This is a genomic window from Pseudothioclava nitratireducens, from assembly GCF_029210495.1.
In the GTDB taxonomy this organism is placed as follows: domain Bacteria; phylum Pseudomonadota; class Alphaproteobacteria; order Rhodobacterales; family Rhodobacteraceae; genus Pseudothioclava; species Pseudothioclava nitratireducens.
In genome coordinates, this window is sequence record NZ_JARGDK010000011.1 from 55,829 (window position 1) to 73,188 (window position 17,360).

A 17,360-nucleotide genomic window follows, 5' to 3' on the forward strand; every position below is an offset into this window, starting at 1 on the left:
GGACAGACACTTGCGCGAATGCTGGCCTGAACATATCGGGCCGAGGGAGGGACTGAGATGCGGATTTGTAACGACCTGGCCGGGGCGATCGGCAACACCCCCCTGATCAAGCTCAAGAAAGCCTCGGAGATGACCGGCTGCTCCATTCTGGGCAAGGCCGAGTTCATGAATCCGGGGCAATCCGTGAAGGATCGCGCGGCGCTTTATATCATCAAGGATGCGGTCGCGCGCGGGCTGTTGAAGCCGGGCGGGACGATCGTCGAGGGCACGGCGGGCAATACCGGGATCGGGCTTGCGCTGGTGGGGGCCTCGATGGGGTTCCGCACCGTGATCGTCATTCCCGAGACGCAGAGTCAGGAAAAGAAGGACATGCTGCGGCTGGCCGGGGCGGAACTCGTGCAGGTGCCAGCGGCGCCCTACAAGAACCCCAACAACTATGTGCGTTATTCGGGGAGGCTGGCCGAAGAACTTGCACGGACCGAGCCGAACGGGGCGATCTGGGCCAACCAGTTCGACAATGTCGCCAACCGGCAGGCCCATATCGAGACCACCGGCCCGGAAATCTGGGAACAGACCGGGGGCAAGGTGGATGGGTTCATCTGCGCGGTGGGTTCGGGCGGGACGCTGGCGGGCGTCGGCATGGCGCTGCAATCCAAGGGCGTGAAGATCGGTCTGGCCGATCCGGATGGCGCGGCGCTGCACAGCTTCTACACCGCCGGAGAACTCAGGGCCGAGGGCAGCTCGATTACCGAGGGGATCGGGCAGGGGCGGATCACCGCCAACCTTGAAGGCTTCACCCCGGACATGAGCTACAACATCCCCGATGCCGAGGCGCTGCCGGTTGTGTTCGATCTGCTGGCCGATGAGGGGCTTTGCGTGGGCGGCTCGTCGGGCGTCAACGTTGCCGGCGCGATCCGCATGGCGCGCGAGATGGGGCCGGGCCACACCATCGTCACCATTCTGTGCGACTACGGCACGCGCTACCAGTCCAAGCTGTTCAACCCCGAATTCCTCCATGCCAAGGGCCTGCCGGTTCCGTCCTGGCTGGACATGGCCGGGCGTAGCCTGCCGGAGGTCTTCGAGGGATGATCTTGCATATCCTGCGGGTTCTGGCCCTCGCGCTGCTCTGTGCGATGCCGGTGGCGGCGCAGGAAAGCACCGCGCCCGATTACGCGGCATGGGAGCGGGTGGCCTCCGATGTTCAGGACGCGGTGTCCGGAGCCGAGATTTCGGACCAGCGCCTGTCCGAGATGCGGGCCGATATCGTGCGCTGGCGCAATCAGTTCATCGGCGCGCAGAGCGCGGGCAGCGATCAGATCGGCACATTAAAAGCCCAGATCGAGGCGCTTGGCCCGGCCCCTGCCGAAGGGGAGAGCGAGGACGCGACCATCGCGGCGCGGCGCAGCGAGCTGAACAGCACGCTGGCGAAGCTGCAAGCGCCAAGCCTTGCTGCGACCGAGGCCGCAAGCCGGGCCGACGGGATCATCCGCAATATCGACCGGCTGATCCGTGAACGACAGGCCGACAAGCTGTTGCGGCTGTCGCCCTCGGCGGCAAACCCTGTCAACTGGCCCGCGGCGGTGTCGCTGTTCCGCTGGATGGGGGCGTGGATCTACGACGAGACGGTGTGGCGATTCACCCGGCCGATCAACTGGGACACGCTGCGCAACAACGCGCCGCTGATTGCGGGTCTTGTGCTGGTCGCCGCCGTGCTGCTGCTGCGGGGCGGGCGCTGGATGGGGCGGCTGACCGAGTGGCTGCTCGACAAGACCTCGATGCGCGGGCGCGAGCTGATCTCTGGCGTGGTGTCTTTCGGACAGGTCCTGTTGCCGGTTCTGGGCGCCGTTCTGCTGACGCTGGCCCTCGCACGGACAGCCTTCTTTGGCCCGATCATACTCGGGTTTTTCAATCTGCTGCCTTGGGTGCTTTTCGTGATCCTGATGGGGTGGTGGCTTGGTGGCCGCATTTTCCCGACCCGTTCGGGCATGGTCAGCGCCTTGAATATTGCCGAGGCAGGCCGCGCCGAAGGGCGGTTCCATGCGCTGATGCTTGGGCTGGCCCTAGGTTTGAATGCGCTTCTGAGCGATTGGATCGCGCCCCGCGCGCAGGACTATCTGGGGGGCTCGGGCGATGTCGCCCCGGAAAAAGCCGCCGAGGTTGCAGTGCGCGCGGATGCGGCCATCTCTGTGCTTTCGGTGCCGCTTCAGGTTTTTGCGGCGCTGATCCTGTTCCGCATGGGGCAGCTTCTGCGCCGGCAGGAGGGGCTGCGCCGCGCAACAGATGACGATGCCGCGTTTCGTTACCGGCTGCTCCGCTGGCTGGGAAATGCGCTGATCGTGATCTCGGTCGTGGCACCGACGCTTGGGGTGATCGGCTATGTCAGCGCGGCAAATGCGCTGATCTGGCCCGCCGTGCTGACGCTGGCCGTGGTGGCCGTTCTGGCGGTGCTTCAGGGGTTCGTTGCCGAAGCCTATGAGCTTGTCGCGCGCCATGAAGAACACCCGCGCGAGGGGCTGATCCCGGTGCTGGCGGGGTTCGTTCTGGTGTTGCTCGCGCTGCCGGTTCTGGCGCTGATCTGGGGCGTGCGGGTCGAGGACCTGATGGAGCTTTGGACCGCCTTCCGCACCGGTATATCGGTCGGTGGCGTGCGGATTTCGCCCGGCGTGTTCCTGACCCTCGCGATTGTCTTCGTGATCGGCTACATGGCGACCCGGCTTTTGCAGAGCGCGCTGAAATCCTCGATCCTGCCCAAGACCCGGATCGACAAGGGCGGCCAGAACGCGATCGTTTCGGGCACGGGCTATGTCGGCATCTTCGTCGCCGCGCTGATCGCGATCTCGACGGCAGGCATTGACCTCAGCTCGCTCGCCATCGTTGCCGGTGCGCTGTCGGTCGGGATCGGTTTCGGCCTTCAGAATATCGTGTCGAACTTCGTCTCGGGGATCATCCTGCTGATCGAGCGCCCGATCTCGGAGGGCGACTGGATCGAGGTCGGCACCCAGCAGGGCATCGTCAAGGCGATCTCGGTGCGCTCGACCATCATTGAAACCTTCGACCGCACCGATGTGATCGTGCCCAACGCGGACCTCGTGTCGGGGCAGGTGACCAACTGGACGCGCGGCAACAAGACGGGGCGGCTGATCGTGCCGGTGGGCGTGGCCTATGGCTCTGACACGCGCAAGATTGCCAAGACGCTGCTTGAGATCGCCGAAAGCCACCCGCTTGTGATGATGCAGCCCGAGCCGCAATGCCTGTTCGTGGGCTTTGGCGCGGATAGCCTCAATTTCGAGATCCGGGCGATGCTGTCGGACGTGAATTTCAAGATGCGCGTGCTCTCGGAGATGAACCACCAGATTGCCGAGCGCTTTACTGCGGAAGGCGTCGAAATTCCCTTCGCGCAGCGCGACATCTGGCTGCGCAATCCCGAGACCATCGCACCGCCGCCGCGCTCCTTTGGGGCGGCGCAGGCGACGGCGGGGGCCGGGGATCTCGGAACGCCCATGCCGGGCGAGGGCTATGAGAAGCCTGCCCACCGCGATGCCGAGGATAGCCCGCAGCTCTCCGATAACGACGGGGCCGAGGAGGGGGACGACCGCTGATGCAGGGGCAGATGTATCGCCTTCAGCCCTATGCCCGCGAACTGGTGACCGAGGTTGTCGGTCATACGCCAGAGGGCGGCGTGCTCTGCGCCGATAGCATCTTCTATCCGACCGGTGGCGGTCAGCCGGGCGACGCAGGGACGCTGGTCTGGGCGGGCGGCGCGCTGGAGGTCGCAACCGCGATCAAGGCTCCCGAGAATGCCCCTGCGCCGGTGATCCTCGTGCCCGCCGAGCCCGCGCCGCTGCCGCCGGTGGGAACACAGGTGACGCAGAGCCTCGACTGGGAGCGCCGCCATCGCCATATGCGCGTGCACACCGCCTTGCATCTTTTGTCCGTTGTGATCCCCCTGCCGGTTTCAGGTGGCGCGATTGGCACCGAGAAGGGGCGGCTCGATTTCGACATGCCAGAACCCCCCGAGGATATCTCCGCGATTGACGCCCGGCTGAACGCAATGATCGCCGCCGATCTGCAGGTGCGCGAAGAGTGGATTTCGGATGAAGAGCTTGCCGCCAATCCGGGGCTGGTCAAAACGATGTCCGTCGCGCCGCCGACGGGGCAGGGCTGGGTTCGGCTCATCCGGATCGGGGAGGGTGCGGCGCAGGTCGATCTGCAACCCTGCGGCGGTACGCATGTCGCCTCGACTGCGGAAATTGGCCCGGTGCGGATCGGCAAACTGGAGAAAAAGGGCAAGCGCAATCGCCGTGTGAGCCTGCATCTGGCCTGACGCCCGGTAAGTCCCGTCCCTTGGTTCAAAGGTTGACCGCTCTGACGCTGGCGGTCCATGCTCGACCAAACGCTTGGAGGGACCATGTTCAAACAGTCGATGCTGGCGGCCTGCGCGGCTTTGGGTCTTTCAGGCTGTGAAGTGCCCGTCATGATCGCCGCAGAGGCCAATGACGGGAAATGGCTGACCAAGGGGCGGAGCGTCTTCGAGATCGAGTTCCCGGCGGTGATGATCGTTCAGGTCGAGCGCGTCGGCGAGGAAGTGCTGACCGGCACGCTCTTGGGGCATGCCAATGGCACGGCGCGCTATGCGCTGACCGGGCCCAACTGGGGGGCTTGCGAGGGCGCCTACGACAAGACGGGGATGAGCACCTTCTCCTGTGCCAACGGGCTTGGGTTCTCCGTGAATCTTGGGGAGCAACGCGCCAAGATGTCGGGACACCACATCGTGTCGGGCGCCCATCGTGGGCGCAATTTCGTGTCGATCCTCGGCTGGGGCAATGAAGCCTCGGAGCCTCTGCTGCGCGGCTACTTGAAAGGGCGGGCTGGCTGAAGCCGGCTTAGTTGTCCTGCTCGGGCAGCCCTTCGCGCGAGAGCATGACGGCCAGCGGGCGCAGCGTCGGAGAGGTCGCGCAGACGATCATCAGCGCCACCATGATCGGCACCGCGAGGAACATCCCCGGCAGGCCCCAGACCGCGCCCCAGAAGGCCAGCGAGATGATGATCCCGAAGCTCGAGAGCCGCAGCGCGCGGCCCATTAGCATCGGGTCGATCACATTGCCGATCACGAACTGGATCATCCCGATCACAAGGAAGGTTCCCAAGGCCGAGGGGGCATCCTGCGTGAGCACATAGACCGCCAGCGCGGCGAGCACCGTCGAAATGATCGAGCCGATCGAGGGAATGAAATTGAGCGCGAAGGTCAGCACCGCGACCGGCATCGCGAGGCCAAAGCCCGCCACCTTGAAGACGCCATAGACCGCGGCGCCCGTGACCACCGAGACCATCGCCTTCACCAGCAGATAGTGGTTGACCCGGCGCATGATCGAGCTGCCCATAGCCGCCACCCGCGTGGCGCTTTGTTCGTCGCCCATGAGGCTCACAAGCTTGGCGTGGAACCAGATCCGCTCGGCAAAGAGGAAGCCCACGAAGAGTGTGATCAGCACTGTGGCCGAGAGCAGGTTCGAGGCCTGACCCGCCAGCGTGGACAAGTAGCCGGCCACCTCGATGCTCTGCATCGATTCCAGCACCGCCGCCTCGACATCCGCGCCCATCCAGCCGAACAGCTCGGCAATGGCGCGCTGCGCAGGGCCCGCGTAGGCGAGAACCATCGTCACCACCTCATTGGCCTGTGTCAGCAGCACCGCCGAAAGCGTCATCAGCCCCGACGCGATCAGGATCAGCGCGGCGACCGAGGCAAGCCACGGCGGAATCCGCACCGGGCCCACATGCAGCCGCGCAATCGCGTTGATTGCCTCGGAGGTGAGCGAAAACAGGATGATCGCAATGGCCAGTGAAATCAGGATGAACCGCGCCTGCACCAGCAGGAACAGAATGAGCGCGAAGGCGATGATGCCCAGAAGCACGTTCGTCAACTGGCGCGGTTCGCGCCGCCGCTCCTCATGAAGGGGCGGGGGGGTGCCGTGCTCGGCTGTGTCTTTCATCGCCATTCTGTCCTTGGGGCCCGGCTTATCTCGGGGCGCGCGCCCCTCAGCCTAAGACCGCGCGCGCCGCTTTACAAGCAGCGGGCGGGGAGAGTGGAGAACCAAGAGTTTTTGCGCGATCTGCCCCTTGCATCCGGTAGGCGCTTTCGGCTAGACCCGCCGACGGACGGGTGGCCGAGTGGTCGAAGGCGCACGCCTGGAAAGTGTGTAGGCGGGGAACCGTCTCGAGGGTTCGAATCCCTTCCCGTCCGCCAGCTTACAGTTGCGAAACTGAAAATGGGTCCCTCACGGGGCCTTTTTTCTTTTTATTCCAAAGGGGTTTAGCTGTCCAATGCGAACTTCGGAGACTGGCAAATTCACCAAAATCGGTCTCTGAACGCCTCACGTCTCTTTCCGACCGAACTGGTCTTCTGAAAGTTCGGATTCAAAAGTTCATTCGTTATCAGTGACTTGAGGATTTTGTGAATCCGAACTGTTCGGGAGTGAGTGTGATGTTCGAGAGGCGCTGGCGACGAAAAACAGACTATTCTTGATGGTTGCAACAGCTGCAAGGCTGCGCACGGCCTCCTGTGCCATTCTTCAGCCTCGGCTGGGCAAGTTTCTCAGGCAGCAGTATATGAAGCAGTGGCCAGATCTTTCATTTGGGGTCCGAACCGCGGTGTGAACCTATCTGAGCCAAGCTGCGGCTCTCAAGGAGCGGCGCAAGTGCGTGGACGGACACAAGCTCGAATTCGTCTGGTAGCACTGACCACGAGCGCGTTTATTGCAAGTTATATTTAATACTTGATTGAATGAAATATTTCTTGCAATTTGGTGATCGTCCTTAGCTTCAGAAAGTTTTGCTCGTGACTGACTCGCTGGAAAAACGCCTAGAAAACGCGCTCCTCAATGGGTCGAAGTCGGATAAGAAAATCGCCAATTTCATGAAGGGCGCATTGAACGATTTACCGTTCGAGACCGCCTCAAGTGTCGCAACCAAGGTCAAGGTGAGCGAAGCGACGGTTGGCCGATTTTGCAGAACACTTGGTTACGCCAGCTTCAAGGATCTCAAGAGCCACCTGCAGAATGATATCGCGCATAATCCTTGGCTTATGAGCGACCGCTTGCGCGAGTTGCAAGACAGCGCTGCTGGAGATGACACCGGTTTGACCCGAGGAATGGAGTTGGAGATAGCCGGTGTTGTTAGCGTCTACGAGATTGCCAGATCTGCCGAATGGCAACAAGTCGTAGAACGGCTTGCCAACATACATCGCGTCTTTGTTGCTGGGTTTCAGACTGAACGCGGTATCGCGCAATATTTTGCAAACCAACTTCAATATATCCGCGACCGGGTAACACTTCTTGATCTTTCGGGCGGTAACTTTGTCGAGGCTCTGGTCTCGGATGGGGATGCATGCCTCGTGATGTTCGAGGCGCGGCGCTACTCGCGTCTGGCAAAGGTTCTGGCCCAAGAGGCACAAGCTGCGGGAATTCCGGTCACTCTTGTGACGGACGTATATTGTGACTGGGGATTTGCCGCCGCAGACGAGGTTTTTGCGGTGCCGACCCAATTTAACCAGTTCTGGGATTCGACGGCACTCATGGCCAGCTTGTCGAACCTGATGATCAACGGCGTCTTTAAAGAGCTTGGCCCCGAGGTGGATCTACGACTTGAAAAGATCGCGCGGCTCTACGGTCGCGTGACGGGTCATGTCGGCGATCCACTGACACAAGTTGCGAAATAAAAACTGAAATCCAACAGGAGGAAACGAAATGAAACTCTTTAATAGGCATGTTGCGGCGATTGCGCTGACGCTTGCGGGCGGGCTGGTGGCGACCTCCGCCTCGGCCGAGACGCTTCGGCTGGGCACAGAGGGTGCTTACCCTCCGTTCAACTATATTGAATCGGATGGTAAAATCGCAGGCTTCGACGTCGAGATCGGGTTGGAGCTGTGCAAGCGCATCGGCGTGGAATGTGACCTTGTCGCGCAGGATTGGGACGGGATTATCCCAGGCCTACTGGCGAACAAATATGACTTTATCATCGCCTCGATGTTCATCACCGAAGAGCGCAAGAAGCAGGTCGATTTCACCGATCCCTACTATCTTGCCGCGATGACCCATGTTGTGCCGAAGGGCTCGGGTATCACGGAGTTCACCAATGAGGCCCTTGCGGGTAAGGTGATCGGTGCACAGTCGGGAACGACGCAGGCAGATTACGCCGAAGCAACATATCCCGATGCCGATATTCGTCTTTATCCGACGCAGGATGAGCTGAACCTCGACATGGCGAGCGGTCGCGTCGATCTGCAGGTCGGTGATATGCTTCCGATGCTGGATTGGACGAAAAAGACCGAGGATGGCGCTTGCTGTGAACTCGCGGGTGAGCCGATCACCGATCCCAAGTTTGTGGGAGACGGTGTAGGTATTGCGGTGCGTCAGGAAGATGATGATCTGCGCGAAAAGCTGAATGTGGCGCTAAAGGACATCCGAGCAGACGGCACGTATAAAGCCATCAATGACAAGTATTTCGACATAGACATCTATACGATGAAGTGATGTCAAAAGATCCCCTGACCGAAAGACTGACCCATGTTTGAACTCTTCGCATTCGGCGATACCGGTTGGGGGGATGAAATCCTGCGAGGGCTGGCTGTCACTGTGCAGTTGGCCATCGTGACCCTGCCCTTGGGGCTGGCCTTGGGGTTTGTTGTGGCTTCGGCCTCCATGTCCAAACTTCGCGCCCTTCGTTTTATGGGTGTTGGCTACACCACGGTGATGCGCGGCCTACCCGAAATTCTGACCTTGTTTGTGGTCTATAACGGCGTGGGGCTTTTGCTGAACATCGTCATGCAAAAGCTGAACCCCGAGGCTCCGCCCAGTGACTTCAGCCCATTTGCCGCCGGTGTCATCGCGCTTGGCATGGTGGTTGGAGCTTTTGCCGCCGAGGTTCTGCGCGGGGCGTTTCAGTCGCTCGACCGGGGCCAGATCGAGGCCGGTCGCGCGGTGGGCATGACTGAGGGGCAGATCTTCCGCCGTATCAAACTGCCGCAGGTCTGGCGTTTTGCGCTGCCGGGGTTGGGCAACCTTTGGATCAATATGCTGAAAGACACCGCACTGGTATCGGTCATCGCGCTGGACGATCTGATGCGCATGACCAAGGTCGCCGTAGGGGTGACCAAGAAGCCCTTTACCTTCTACCTTGCGGCTTGCCTGCTGTACTGGGCGATGTGCGTATTTTCTGAGGTCGTTCTGGCGCGAATGGAGCGCCACGCGAGCCGCGGTGTTCGGAGGGCCTCGTGATGAATCCGATCGATATCCTCTCGACCTATTGGCCGCGACTGCTGGATGGCACGCTGATGACGATCAAGCTGACGCTGATGGGCGCGCTGATTGCGGCGGTGGTTTCGCCGGGGCTGGCCTTGATCCGCACGCAGGCTGGGCCGTTGGTGCAGGCTCCGCTGCGGCTTTATGTGTCGTTCGTGCGTGGCACGCCAATCCTCGCGCAGCTATTCCTGATCTTTTATGGCTCGGGCCAGTTCCGCCCGCTCTTACAGGAGTGGGGGCTGTGGGGCTTTTTCCGCGACCCGTTCAACTGCGCGCTGCTGACATTTGCGCTGAATTCGACCGCCTACCAGACTGAGATTTTGCGCGGCGGTATCCTGGGGGTGCCCTCTGGCGAGATCGAAGCCGCCAAGGCGATTGGCATGACGCGTGCGAAAACGATGCAGCGGGTGATCTTTCCCCACGCGTATCGCATTGCATGGCCAGCCCTTGGCAATGAGGTGATCTTGCTGATGAAGGCCAGCGCGCTTGCCAGTGTTGTGACAGTCTTTGATCTTATGGGCCGCACCCGGCAAGTGTTTTCTAAGACCTTCGACTTTTCGGTCTATCTCTGGGCGGCGCTCATCTACCTGTGCATTACGGCTATTTTCGTCATCGTCTGGCGGCAGGCTGAACATCGCCTCTCGCGCCACCTAAACCCGAACGCTTGGGAGCGCTCTAAAGACAAATCACTTAAGGCAACTCAGTCATGACGCAGGCAGAAATCATTTTGCAGGCCGAGGATATCCACAAATCCTTTGGCAGTTTCGAAGTCCTCAAAGGCATCTCACTTGAGGCGCGCAATCATGATGTGATTTCAATTCTTGGCAGTTCTGGGTCAGGCAAATCGACCCTGCTACGCTGTCTGAATTTCCTAGAGATACCGACGTCGGGCAAGGTCAGCGTGCATGGTCAGCAGATACAGGTGAAAAACGGCAAACCTGGCAATCCCCGCCAGATCGAGGGGCTGCGCACGCGCCTTGGCATGGTGTTCCAGCAATTCAACCTGTGGACCCATCGGACCGCTCTGGAAAACGTGATGGAGGGCCCGATCCAAGTCAAACGCGAGTCCCGCTCCGAAGCGCGCGACAAGGCCGAGGCACTGCTTGCCCGTGTTGGGCTTGCTGATCGGATGCACATGTACCCCACGCAGCTTTCAGGCGGCCAGCAGCAACGCGTCGCGATTGCCCGCGCGCTGGCGATGGAGCCGGATGCGATCCTATTCGATGAGCCGACCTCGGCGCTGGACCCAGAGCTCGTCGGTGAGGTGCTGAAGGTGATGCAGGACTTGGCCGCCGAAGGGCGCACGATGATCGTGGTGACCCATGAGATGGGCTTTGCACGTGAGGTTTCGTCCGAGGTGATATTTCTGCATCAGGGACGGATCGCGGAACAAGGTCCGCCCGACGAGATATTCACCCACCCCAGAAACGAAGTTTTCGAACGGTTCATCGCGAACACGCGCTGACCCACCAGCCCTGTTAGAATAGAGCATCAGATGCAAGAACACGTCATTCCCTCGTCCTCGCCCACTGCCCGTGGCGCCATTTTGATCGAGGCGGCAGAGCTGCATATCGTTCATTTGCCGCTGCTCACCCCCTTCGTGATCTCGACCGGAACGATGACGGCCAAGACCTTTCCTTTGCTGATCTTGAAAGGCCAAGGGATCGAGGGGATTGCCGAAGGCGTCATGGACCCAACCCCAGACTATCTGGAGGAAACAATTGCGGGCACGATGGCGTTCTTGCAGGATGTATTGCTGCCACAGATCGTTGGGAAGCGCTTTAGCTCGCCCTATGAACTCGCGCCGATCCTTGATCCCTGGCGTGGCAATCGCATGGCAAAGGCCGTGGTCGAGATGGCATTCTGGGACCTTTGGGCCAAAAGCCTGAAATTGCCACTTAAGGCTGCACTTGGCGGGGTGGGCGATGCGGTCGATGTCGGTGTCAGCCTTGGAATAGCTCCAATTAAAAAGACCCTTGAGCGCGTCGAAGAGGCCGTTGACCTTGGCTATAAGCGAACCAAGCTGAAAATCGCGCAGGGCCATGATGTTGCGCTCGTTCAGGCGGTGCGCGAAGCATTCCCAGATATCAAGCTGACGGTGGACGCGAATACCGATTACGGGCTGGCCGATCTTGCGACGCTGCGGGCGCTGGATGAGTTTGGCTTGGATTACATTGAACAGCCTCTTGCCTTTGACGACATCCATGACCACGCGCAGGTGCAAGCAGCTCTGAAAACCGCGATCTGTCTGGATGAAAGCATTCGCTCGCCTGTCGATGCCCGCAAGGCGCTTGAGGCACGGGCCGCACGCGTCATCAATATCAAGGTCGGCCGTGTCGGAGGCTTTGCCGCCGCGCGGGCAATCCATGATATCAGCGCGGCCTTCGGGGCTCCCGTCTGGTGCGGCGGCATGCTTGAAAGCGGCATCGGGCGTGCGCACAACATCCACCTTGCGACGCTCGCAAATTTCACCAAGCCAGGCGATACCTCCAGCGCTAGCCGTTATTTCAAGCGCGACATTATCAACGAACAGCTAGAGGCAGTCGGCGGTAAAATGCCGGTCCCGACATCGGGTCCCGGCATCGGGGTAACCCTTGATCGCGTCTATCTTAAGACCGTTACCGAGCTAACCAAGGAGATCCGCCCGTGAATGCGATGATTGAACATCTGGTTCTGCGTGAGCTTGACGGTGTGGACGAATTGAAACGCTCTGAGGCCTTCCAGCGCGAGGTCTGGGGCGCGGACGACCCTCCGGACAACTCGGACTTGATGCTGGCGATCCAGCACGAAGGCGGGCTCGTCGCAGGCGCATTTGTGGGTGGGCGAATGCTCGGGTTCTTGTTCGGATTTCCTACGAGTGACCCCCAGATTCAGCATTCGCACCGGTTAGCCGTGCACCCAGACAGTCAGGGCATGGGGCTCGGTCAAAAGCTGAAATGGTATCAGCGCGACTGGTGCCTGAAACGCGGCATATCAATGGTGCGATGGACTTATGACCCCTTGCGTCGGATCAATGCAGGGCTGAACATTTCTCGGCTTGGGGCGACTGTGCAAACCTATTTCGAAGATTACTACGGCGAAATGGAAGGGATCAACGCTGGCGTCCCTTCTGATCGACTGCTGGCCGAATGGGATCTTAACGCCAGATCTGTAGCGCTTCGTGCCGCAAACGAGTACCAGCGCACCGAAACGGGCGTGACTGAGCGTATCGCCATTCCCAGCGATTTTGCCGCGCTCCTTCGGGATGATATGGAGCGTGCTGTGTCAGAACGACTGCGCGCTCGCACCGCACTTCGCAATGCTTTCGATCGTGGGTTGCGAATCACTGATTTTGATACAGAGACGGCGGAATACATTTTAGCGCCGTATGTACCATTTGATCTCGCGATCGACGTTTGATCGATGCCTGCCAAGCGTATCCATCAGGGGAAGCCTGCATTATGCAGGGACGAGGTGCTCACCAATTGGAACGATTAACGCTCTCTTTTTAAGTTTTTAAACCCAGATATTCTCAGGCGTAATGATTTCAAGCGGCACGGTGAGCTGGAGTGTCGGGCCTAGCGCGGTCCACCAGATTTATTCCACGTAACGAGCGTGCGGCGACGAGGTTGGCTGTTGGAGGTGAGCGAGCACGTGGGATTTGAACCCTCAGCGGGCATGAATGATTTCAATGGCTTGGAATCAAAGTGGGTTTGGCAATCGAGGGGTGCAGGCGCCGGAATCTATGCGGCATGCGGTGGTAGAAGTGGGGCCACGCAGCCGAGCGTAAGGTAACTTGCTAATGCTTTTGCTTTCCCGGTCTGCTATTCTCTGCCAAAGACATCTGGATATCTGTCATGCCCGCACTCAAAGTCGTCACAAAGAAGCGCCTGTCTGTCAGCTTGGCCCCGCAGCGGATTTTGGCCAGCGCGCTTGCCAGTCAGCGTATCGAGGGGCTTGAGCTTGACACCCGCGCCGCCGCTGAGTTTAGCGCCCTTGCGGCGGGTAAGATGAGCGCGTCCGACCTGCGCCAGCGCCTGCTAAATCGCTACGCCAAACCCGCCGGCACCAACTGATCCATGTCGCGTTATGATGGCGGTGAGCACCGCCTCTATCCGGGCACCGATGTTCTGATCAATAAGCTCGGTATCCGAGATCAGGCAGGACTCGACGAGGCTGAGGCTGCAATTGTTTTGCTTGCCGCCTTCGAGTTGGCGCAAAATCCTCTGCCCGAACCAGAAACGGGACCAGATTTCAGCTATTTTCTGCAGGTTCATCGCGCGCTGTTTCGCGATGTCTATGCGTGGGCGGGCGATATTCGGGATGTCGATATCTCCAAGGGGGCAACGCGGTTCGCAAACTGTCAGCATATTGTGGCCGAAGGGCAGCGATTGACGCAGGAGCTCGCCGCAGAGAACTGGCTTGAAGCCCTTTCGCCAGACGAATTTTCTCAACGCATGGCGCACTACATGGGGGAACTCAATGTTCTGCACCCGTTTCGAGAGGGAAATGGCCGGGCGCTGCGAGAATATGTTCGGTATCTGGCAGAACGAGCGGGGCACCCGCTGAGTTGGGAGAACGTGACGTCTGCGGAGATGATCGATGCTTCCATTGCGGCATATCTTGGCGATGCGCGGCCTTTGGAAGCACTTCTGCGGCGTCAAATTGGCCTTTATAAGGGGTGATGAACACAGTGAGGCCGTAAAACAGCCTTTCCAAACGAAAGCTGCCTGCTCCCGAAATGACGAGCGCATACATGGCGCGACTGTATCAATTTTCTCGCGCGCCACCACCAAACACCGCCTCTGCCTGTTCACACCACGGCAGCTCGACACAATCCGCAAGCGCAACGAGGGTCACTGCTGGAACCTCGCGCTTGAAGACGAGCCGCCTCAGCACCTCGGGGGCGAGATAGGCCAGCCTAATCTGACGCCCGATGTAGCGGTCTTTGACGCCGACAGCGTTAGCCAAATCCTGCATGGTCGAGAACTCCCCCGCCTCCATGCGCCGCCGCCAGGACCAGGCGCGGCCTATGGCGCGCAGGATATGCGGGTCTTGGGTGTTGTCTTCGCTGGGTAAATAATCCGCAGGCGGCATGATTTTCGGCCGCCCGTTCTTCTTGCGCAGTTTCAGGGGAACGAAGATCTGGATCGAGTCTGGCTCAGCGTTCATTCTGCCGCCTCCAAGTTAGGCTTGGTCATCAAGTCCCGCATGACGCCCGTGATGCCTTCGGTGCGCAGATCAATCACCAACCCATCGCGGGTCACGGTGACGCGGCGCACGAGGAGCTGGATGATGCGGGCCTGCTCAGCAGGGAACAGCTGCGCCCAAAGATCCTGGAATCCCTGCATCGCCGCAATGACCTCGGGCTCAGAAATGTCCGCACTCCCATCGTGCGCGAGCGCTGCCAGAACCTGTGCGGTGGTTTCCGGCGTGCGCAGGCTGCGGCGGATTTCGGTGACAACGGCGGCTTCGACGGTATCGGCGGGCAAGCGATTGGGGATGACATCGTCAGATGCGCCACGATTTTTCAGAAGATCCATGGACACGTAATAGCGATAGCGCCGCGTGCCTTTCTTTGTGCTCGAGGGGGTCATGGCGGCGCCGGTGGCGGTGAATATTAACCCTTTGAGCAGGGCAGGGGTCTGGGCGCGGCTGTTATTCGCGCGCTTGCGGGGGCTTTCGCCCAGAATGCTATGGACCTGATCCCAAAGACGCTCATCGATGATGGCTTCATGCTCGCCGGGATAGGCTTGCCCCTTGTGAACGGCATAGCCGCGGTAAATGCGGTTGGTCAAAAGGCGGTAGAGATAACCCTTGTCGGCGGCGGCGCCCTGCTTGGTGCGGAACCCCTCCGCGCGGAGTTCTCGCGCCAGAGCGGTAGCGGAACCCACCTCGACAAAGCGCTCAAAAATCCGACGCACCGAAGCCGCCTCAGCCATGTTCACCACCAGCTTGCGCTCGTTCAGATCGTAGCCCAAGGGCACATAGCCGCCCATCCAGAGCCCGCGCTGGCGCGAGGCCTTGAACTTGTCGCGGATGCGCTCGGCAGTGACCTCACGCTCGAACTGGGCGAAGCTGAGCAGGATATTCAACGTCAGCCGCCCCATGGATGTGGTCGTGTTGAAAGACTGCGTCACCGAGACGAAGGTCACGCCGTTGCGGTCGAACACCTCGACCAGCTTGGAGAAATCCATCAGCGAGCGCGACAGGCGGTCGATCTTGTAGACCACCACCACGTCGATCAGCCCGTCGTCGATATCGGCCAGCAGCTGCTTCAGGCCGGGGCGATCAAGGGTGCCGCCCGATACCCCTCCATCATCATATTGATCGCGCACCAGAGCCCAGCCCTCGGAGCGCTGGCTGGCAATATAGGCCTCACAGGCCTCGCGCTGCGCGTGCAGGCTGTTGAACTCCTGCTCGAGGCCTTCCTCGCTGGATTTGCGGGTATAGATGGCGCAGCGCAGGCGGCGCGCCGGTTTGGAAGCCATATCCATCACTTGCCTCCCCGATTTTGCTCTCGCAGGCCAAAGAATCGATACCCATTCCAGCGCGTGCCGGTGATTTCGCGAGCCACGGCGGAGAGCGATTTGAATTTACGTCCCCGCCAATCGAAGCCGTCTTTCAGCACGATGACGGTGTGCTCTATGCCATCCCATTCGCGCAGCAGCTTCGTGCCCGCCACGGGATTGCGAGGATCGGCAATCTGGTGCTTGCGCCGGGCATGACCTTCGACTTCATCGGCCAGAAGATCCAGCATGCGGCGGGTCTCGCGGTCAGGTCCGCCGTAGGTCAGTTCCTGAAGCCGATACGCGATCCGCAGCTCGAGAAACGCGCGGCTGTTGTTCGGCGCCGAGGTGCCGAGGAGCTTTTCCCATTCTGCTTTCAGCTCCTTGACCGACAGTGCCTTCAGGGCGGCCAGGCGCGATAGCACCGTCTGATCCAGGCGTGGATCATGACCCGGTTGCGCAGGGGTTATCTTATTGTGATGCTTCATGAATTCCTCCGATGCGGATGCGTTTTGCACGACGACCACCGCTCTTTCGGGGCGAGAAGTCCACGAAACTGTCTCCGTTCTTGGCAGATAAACCGCTGGACTTCGTGGCGTTCAGCCGAACCACGCCTGCGGCCAGGATGCGCCCGATCTCGGCAAGACGTGCATCGGCTGACATGCGATCAGGGCATAGGGGATTGGGCCCCGAAACCGGGGTTTCGAATTCATCAAGCATGGGAGCGCCTTTCGGGTTGGTGAAGCCACTTGGGCCCCGATAGCGCCTGATAATCAAGCCGAAACAATCGGTTGGTGAAGGTCTGCGGTGTCTAGAGTATGTGCTAGGGACCGGGGAGGAACACCGTCAGTGCAGCGTGGCGCGCTTCACTTGGGGGTCTGTTTCAAGCTTGAGTGCCGCGTTCCACAGGGGCGTCTTCATAAAAACGCTCTCTTGCGACCGGAAGGATTTTGCCGGACGTGTTTCCTGGAGGAGGCCAGTCCAGATCAATGGCCGCAAGACTTGCGTGTAAAGATTGGCCATCACGACATCATAATGAGGAAAGTGCTCCGCTGTGGGTTCGCCGTAGAAGGTTCGGCGCAGGTCAGCACCGAGGGCACCGTTTTCGGCCTCTACGTTGATAACGTTCAAAAACACATTCCAATTCAACATGATTTCGGTGTCCGGAAACCGGGTCCAGACGCTGTGGTCGATCTCGAAAAGATAAAACGGCGTAATGATCCCGAAGAGCCGACCCGGGTGCTGGCTGACTTCCATGCCTGCCTTTATCAGCTTGAACTGGCCCTTGTAGTGCCGCCCCATCTTGAGGGTCGTCAGCAAAAAGTGGATATCGCTGAGCGGTATGAAATCCTGCTCGTTCAGGACTTTGTTCACGGCAAAGAGGTCCGCCTCGGTATGGCCCGGCCAGTCAAATTCGGCTGCAGCCCAATGCACGAAATTGCGCTTGAAGCCCTTGGAGGCCGTAAGGCCGATGCCACCGTGTTCGGCAACATAGGCGAAGGTCTTGAGGAAGCCTCTCAGCAACGGCGAATAGCTAAGGGATGGCTCATCGTCTGCAAGGGAACGGAACTCGATCACC

At 60.1% G+C, this 17,360-nt stretch carries 19 protein-coding genes and 1 tRNA gene; 14 read left to right on the plus strand and 6 right to left on the minus strand.

The annotated features are described in order from the left end of the window. The first annotated feature begins 57 nt into the window (after positions 1–57). The 4 genes from P0X85_RS12560 to P0X85_RS12575 all read left to right on the plus strand — a co-directional run bounded on the left by P0X85_RS12560 (position 58) and on the right by P0X85_RS12575 (position 4,876). Positions 58–1,089 carry a cysteine synthase A gene (locus tag P0X85_RS12560; protein ID WP_275813823.1) on the plus strand — a complete coding sequence of 344 codons (1,032 nt, stop codon included), beginning with the start codon at positions 58–60 and terminating at the stop codon, positions 1,087–1,089. Beyond that, complete coding sequence (locus P0X85_RS12565; protein WP_275813826.1) at positions 1,086–3,599, plus strand: DUF3772 domain-containing protein; 2,514 nt, start codon at positions 1,086–1,088, stop codon at positions 3,597–3,599. The genes P0X85_RS12560 and P0X85_RS12565 overlap by 4 nt, the downstream gene beginning before the upstream one ends. Continuing rightward, positions 3,599–4,324, plus strand: coding sequence for an alanyl-tRNA editing protein (locus P0X85_RS12570; RefSeq protein WP_275813829.1), 726 nt, complete (start codon positions 3,599–3,601; stop codon positions 4,322–4,324). Before P0X85_RS12565 ends, P0X85_RS12570 begins: the two co-directional genes overlap by 1 nt. Before the next feature lie 84 nt (positions 4,325–4,408). Further along, on the plus strand, positions 4,409–4,876 hold the full coding sequence (locus P0X85_RS12575; RefSeq protein WP_275813832.1) for a beta/alpha barrel domain-containing protein: 468 nt from the start codon (positions 4,409–4,411) through the stop codon (positions 4,874–4,876). 7 nt (positions 4,877–4,883) lie between these two features. Here the strand turns inward: P0X85_RS12575 and P0X85_RS12580 are convergent, their stop codons facing one another. Beyond that, complete coding sequence (locus P0X85_RS12580; RefSeq protein WP_275813835.1) at positions 4,884–5,987, minus strand: AI-2E family transporter; 1,104 nt, start codon at positions 5,985–5,987, stop codon at positions 4,884–4,886. A gap of 164 nt (positions 5,988–6,151) precedes the next feature. Here P0X85_RS12580 and P0X85_RS12585 point away from each other — a divergent pair. The 10 genes from P0X85_RS12585 to P0X85_RS12630 all read left to right on the plus strand — a co-directional run bounded on the left by P0X85_RS12585 (position 6,152) and on the right by P0X85_RS12630 (position 13,957). Further along, a tRNA-Ser gene (locus P0X85_RS12585) sits at positions 6,152–6,241 on the plus strand. A 591-nt stretch (positions 6,242–6,832) separates the two neighbouring features. Further along, positions 6,833–7,711 carry a MurR/RpiR family transcriptional regulator gene (locus P0X85_RS12590; protein WP_275813838.1) on the plus strand — a complete coding sequence of 293 codons (879 nt, stop codon included), beginning with the start codon at positions 6,833–6,835 and terminating at the stop codon, positions 7,709–7,711. A 28-nt stretch (positions 7,712–7,739) separates the two neighbouring features. After that, positions 7,740–8,525, plus strand: coding sequence for an ABC transporter substrate-binding protein (locus P0X85_RS12595; protein WP_275813841.1), 786 nt, complete (start codon positions 7,740–7,742; stop codon positions 8,523–8,525). A gap of 33 nt (positions 8,526–8,558) precedes the next feature. Beyond that, positions 8,559–9,269 carry an ABC transporter permease gene (locus tag P0X85_RS12600; RefSeq protein WP_275813844.1) on the plus strand — a complete coding sequence of 237 codons (711 nt, stop codon included), beginning with the start codon at positions 8,559–8,561 and terminating at the stop codon, positions 9,267–9,269. Next, entirely contained in the window at positions 9,269–10,003 is a 735-nt protein-coding gene (locus P0X85_RS12605; RefSeq protein ID WP_275813847.1) for an ABC transporter permease, read from the plus strand. Before P0X85_RS12600 ends, P0X85_RS12605 begins: the two co-directional genes overlap by 1 nt. Next, the gene (locus P0X85_RS12610) at positions 10,000–10,758 is read left to right on the plus strand and encodes an ABC transporter ATP-binding protein (protein ID WP_275813850.1); all 759 of its coding nucleotides are present in this window, start codon (positions 10,000–10,002) and stop codon (positions 10,756–10,758) included. The genes P0X85_RS12605 and P0X85_RS12610 overlap by 4 nt, the downstream gene beginning before the upstream one ends. 30 nt (positions 10,759–10,788) lie before the next feature. After that, the gene (menC, locus tag P0X85_RS12615) at positions 10,789–11,943 is read left to right on the plus strand and encodes an o-succinylbenzoate synthase (RefSeq protein ID WP_275813853.1); all 1,155 of its coding nucleotides are present in this window, start codon (positions 10,789–10,791) and stop codon (positions 11,941–11,943) included. A 5-nt stretch (positions 11,944–11,948) separates the two neighbouring features. Further along, positions 11,949–12,692 carry a GNAT family N-acetyltransferase gene (locus P0X85_RS12620; RefSeq protein ID WP_275813950.1) on the plus strand — a complete coding sequence of 248 codons (744 nt, stop codon included), beginning with the start codon at positions 11,949–11,951 and terminating at the stop codon, positions 12,690–12,692. A 437-nt stretch (positions 12,693–13,129) separates the two neighbouring features. Continuing rightward, a complete protein-coding gene (locus P0X85_RS12625) occupies positions 13,130–13,348 on the plus strand; it encodes an antitoxin VbhA family protein (protein WP_275813856.1) in 219 nt (72 codons plus the stop codon). Between the two features lie 3 nt (positions 13,349–13,351). Beyond that, positions 13,352–13,957: a Fic/DOC family protein gene (locus tag P0X85_RS12630; RefSeq protein ID WP_275813859.1), complete on the plus strand. Its 606-nt coding sequence runs from the start codon at positions 13,352–13,354 to the stop codon at positions 13,955–13,957. 85 nt (positions 13,958–14,042) lie between these two features. Here the strand turns inward: P0X85_RS12630 and P0X85_RS12635 are convergent, their stop codons facing one another. From P0X85_RS12635 to P0X85_RS12655, 5 genes are all read right to left on the minus strand, one after another. Beyond that, positions 14,043–14,444: a hypothetical protein gene (locus P0X85_RS12635; protein WP_275813863.1), complete on the minus strand. Its 402-nt coding sequence runs from the start codon at positions 14,442–14,444 to the stop codon at positions 14,043–14,045. Beyond that, positions 14,441–15,769 (minus strand): recombinase family protein, encoded by a 1,329-nt coding sequence (locus P0X85_RS12640; RefSeq protein ID WP_275813866.1) that lies wholly within the window; start codon positions 15,767–15,769, stop codon positions 14,441–14,443. Before P0X85_RS12640 ends, P0X85_RS12635 begins: the two co-directional genes overlap by 4 nt. Then, the gene (locus P0X85_RS12645) at positions 15,769–16,269 is read right to left on the minus strand and encodes a DUF2924 domain-containing protein (protein ID WP_275813870.1); all 501 of its coding nucleotides are present in this window, start codon (positions 16,267–16,269) and stop codon (positions 15,769–15,771) included. Before P0X85_RS12645 ends, P0X85_RS12640 begins: the two co-directional genes overlap by 1 nt. After that, a complete protein-coding gene (locus tag P0X85_RS12650; RefSeq protein ID WP_275813873.1) occupies positions 16,253–16,501 on the minus strand; it encodes a hypothetical protein in 249 nt (82 codons plus the stop codon). Before P0X85_RS12650 ends, P0X85_RS12645 begins: the two co-directional genes overlap by 17 nt. A 126-nt stretch (positions 16,502–16,627) precedes the next feature. Further along, complete coding sequence (locus P0X85_RS12655) at positions 16,628–17,359, minus strand: hypothetical protein (RefSeq protein ID WP_275813876.1); 732 nt, start codon at positions 17,357–17,359, stop codon at positions 16,628–16,630. Position 17,360: the final 1 nt, after the last annotated feature.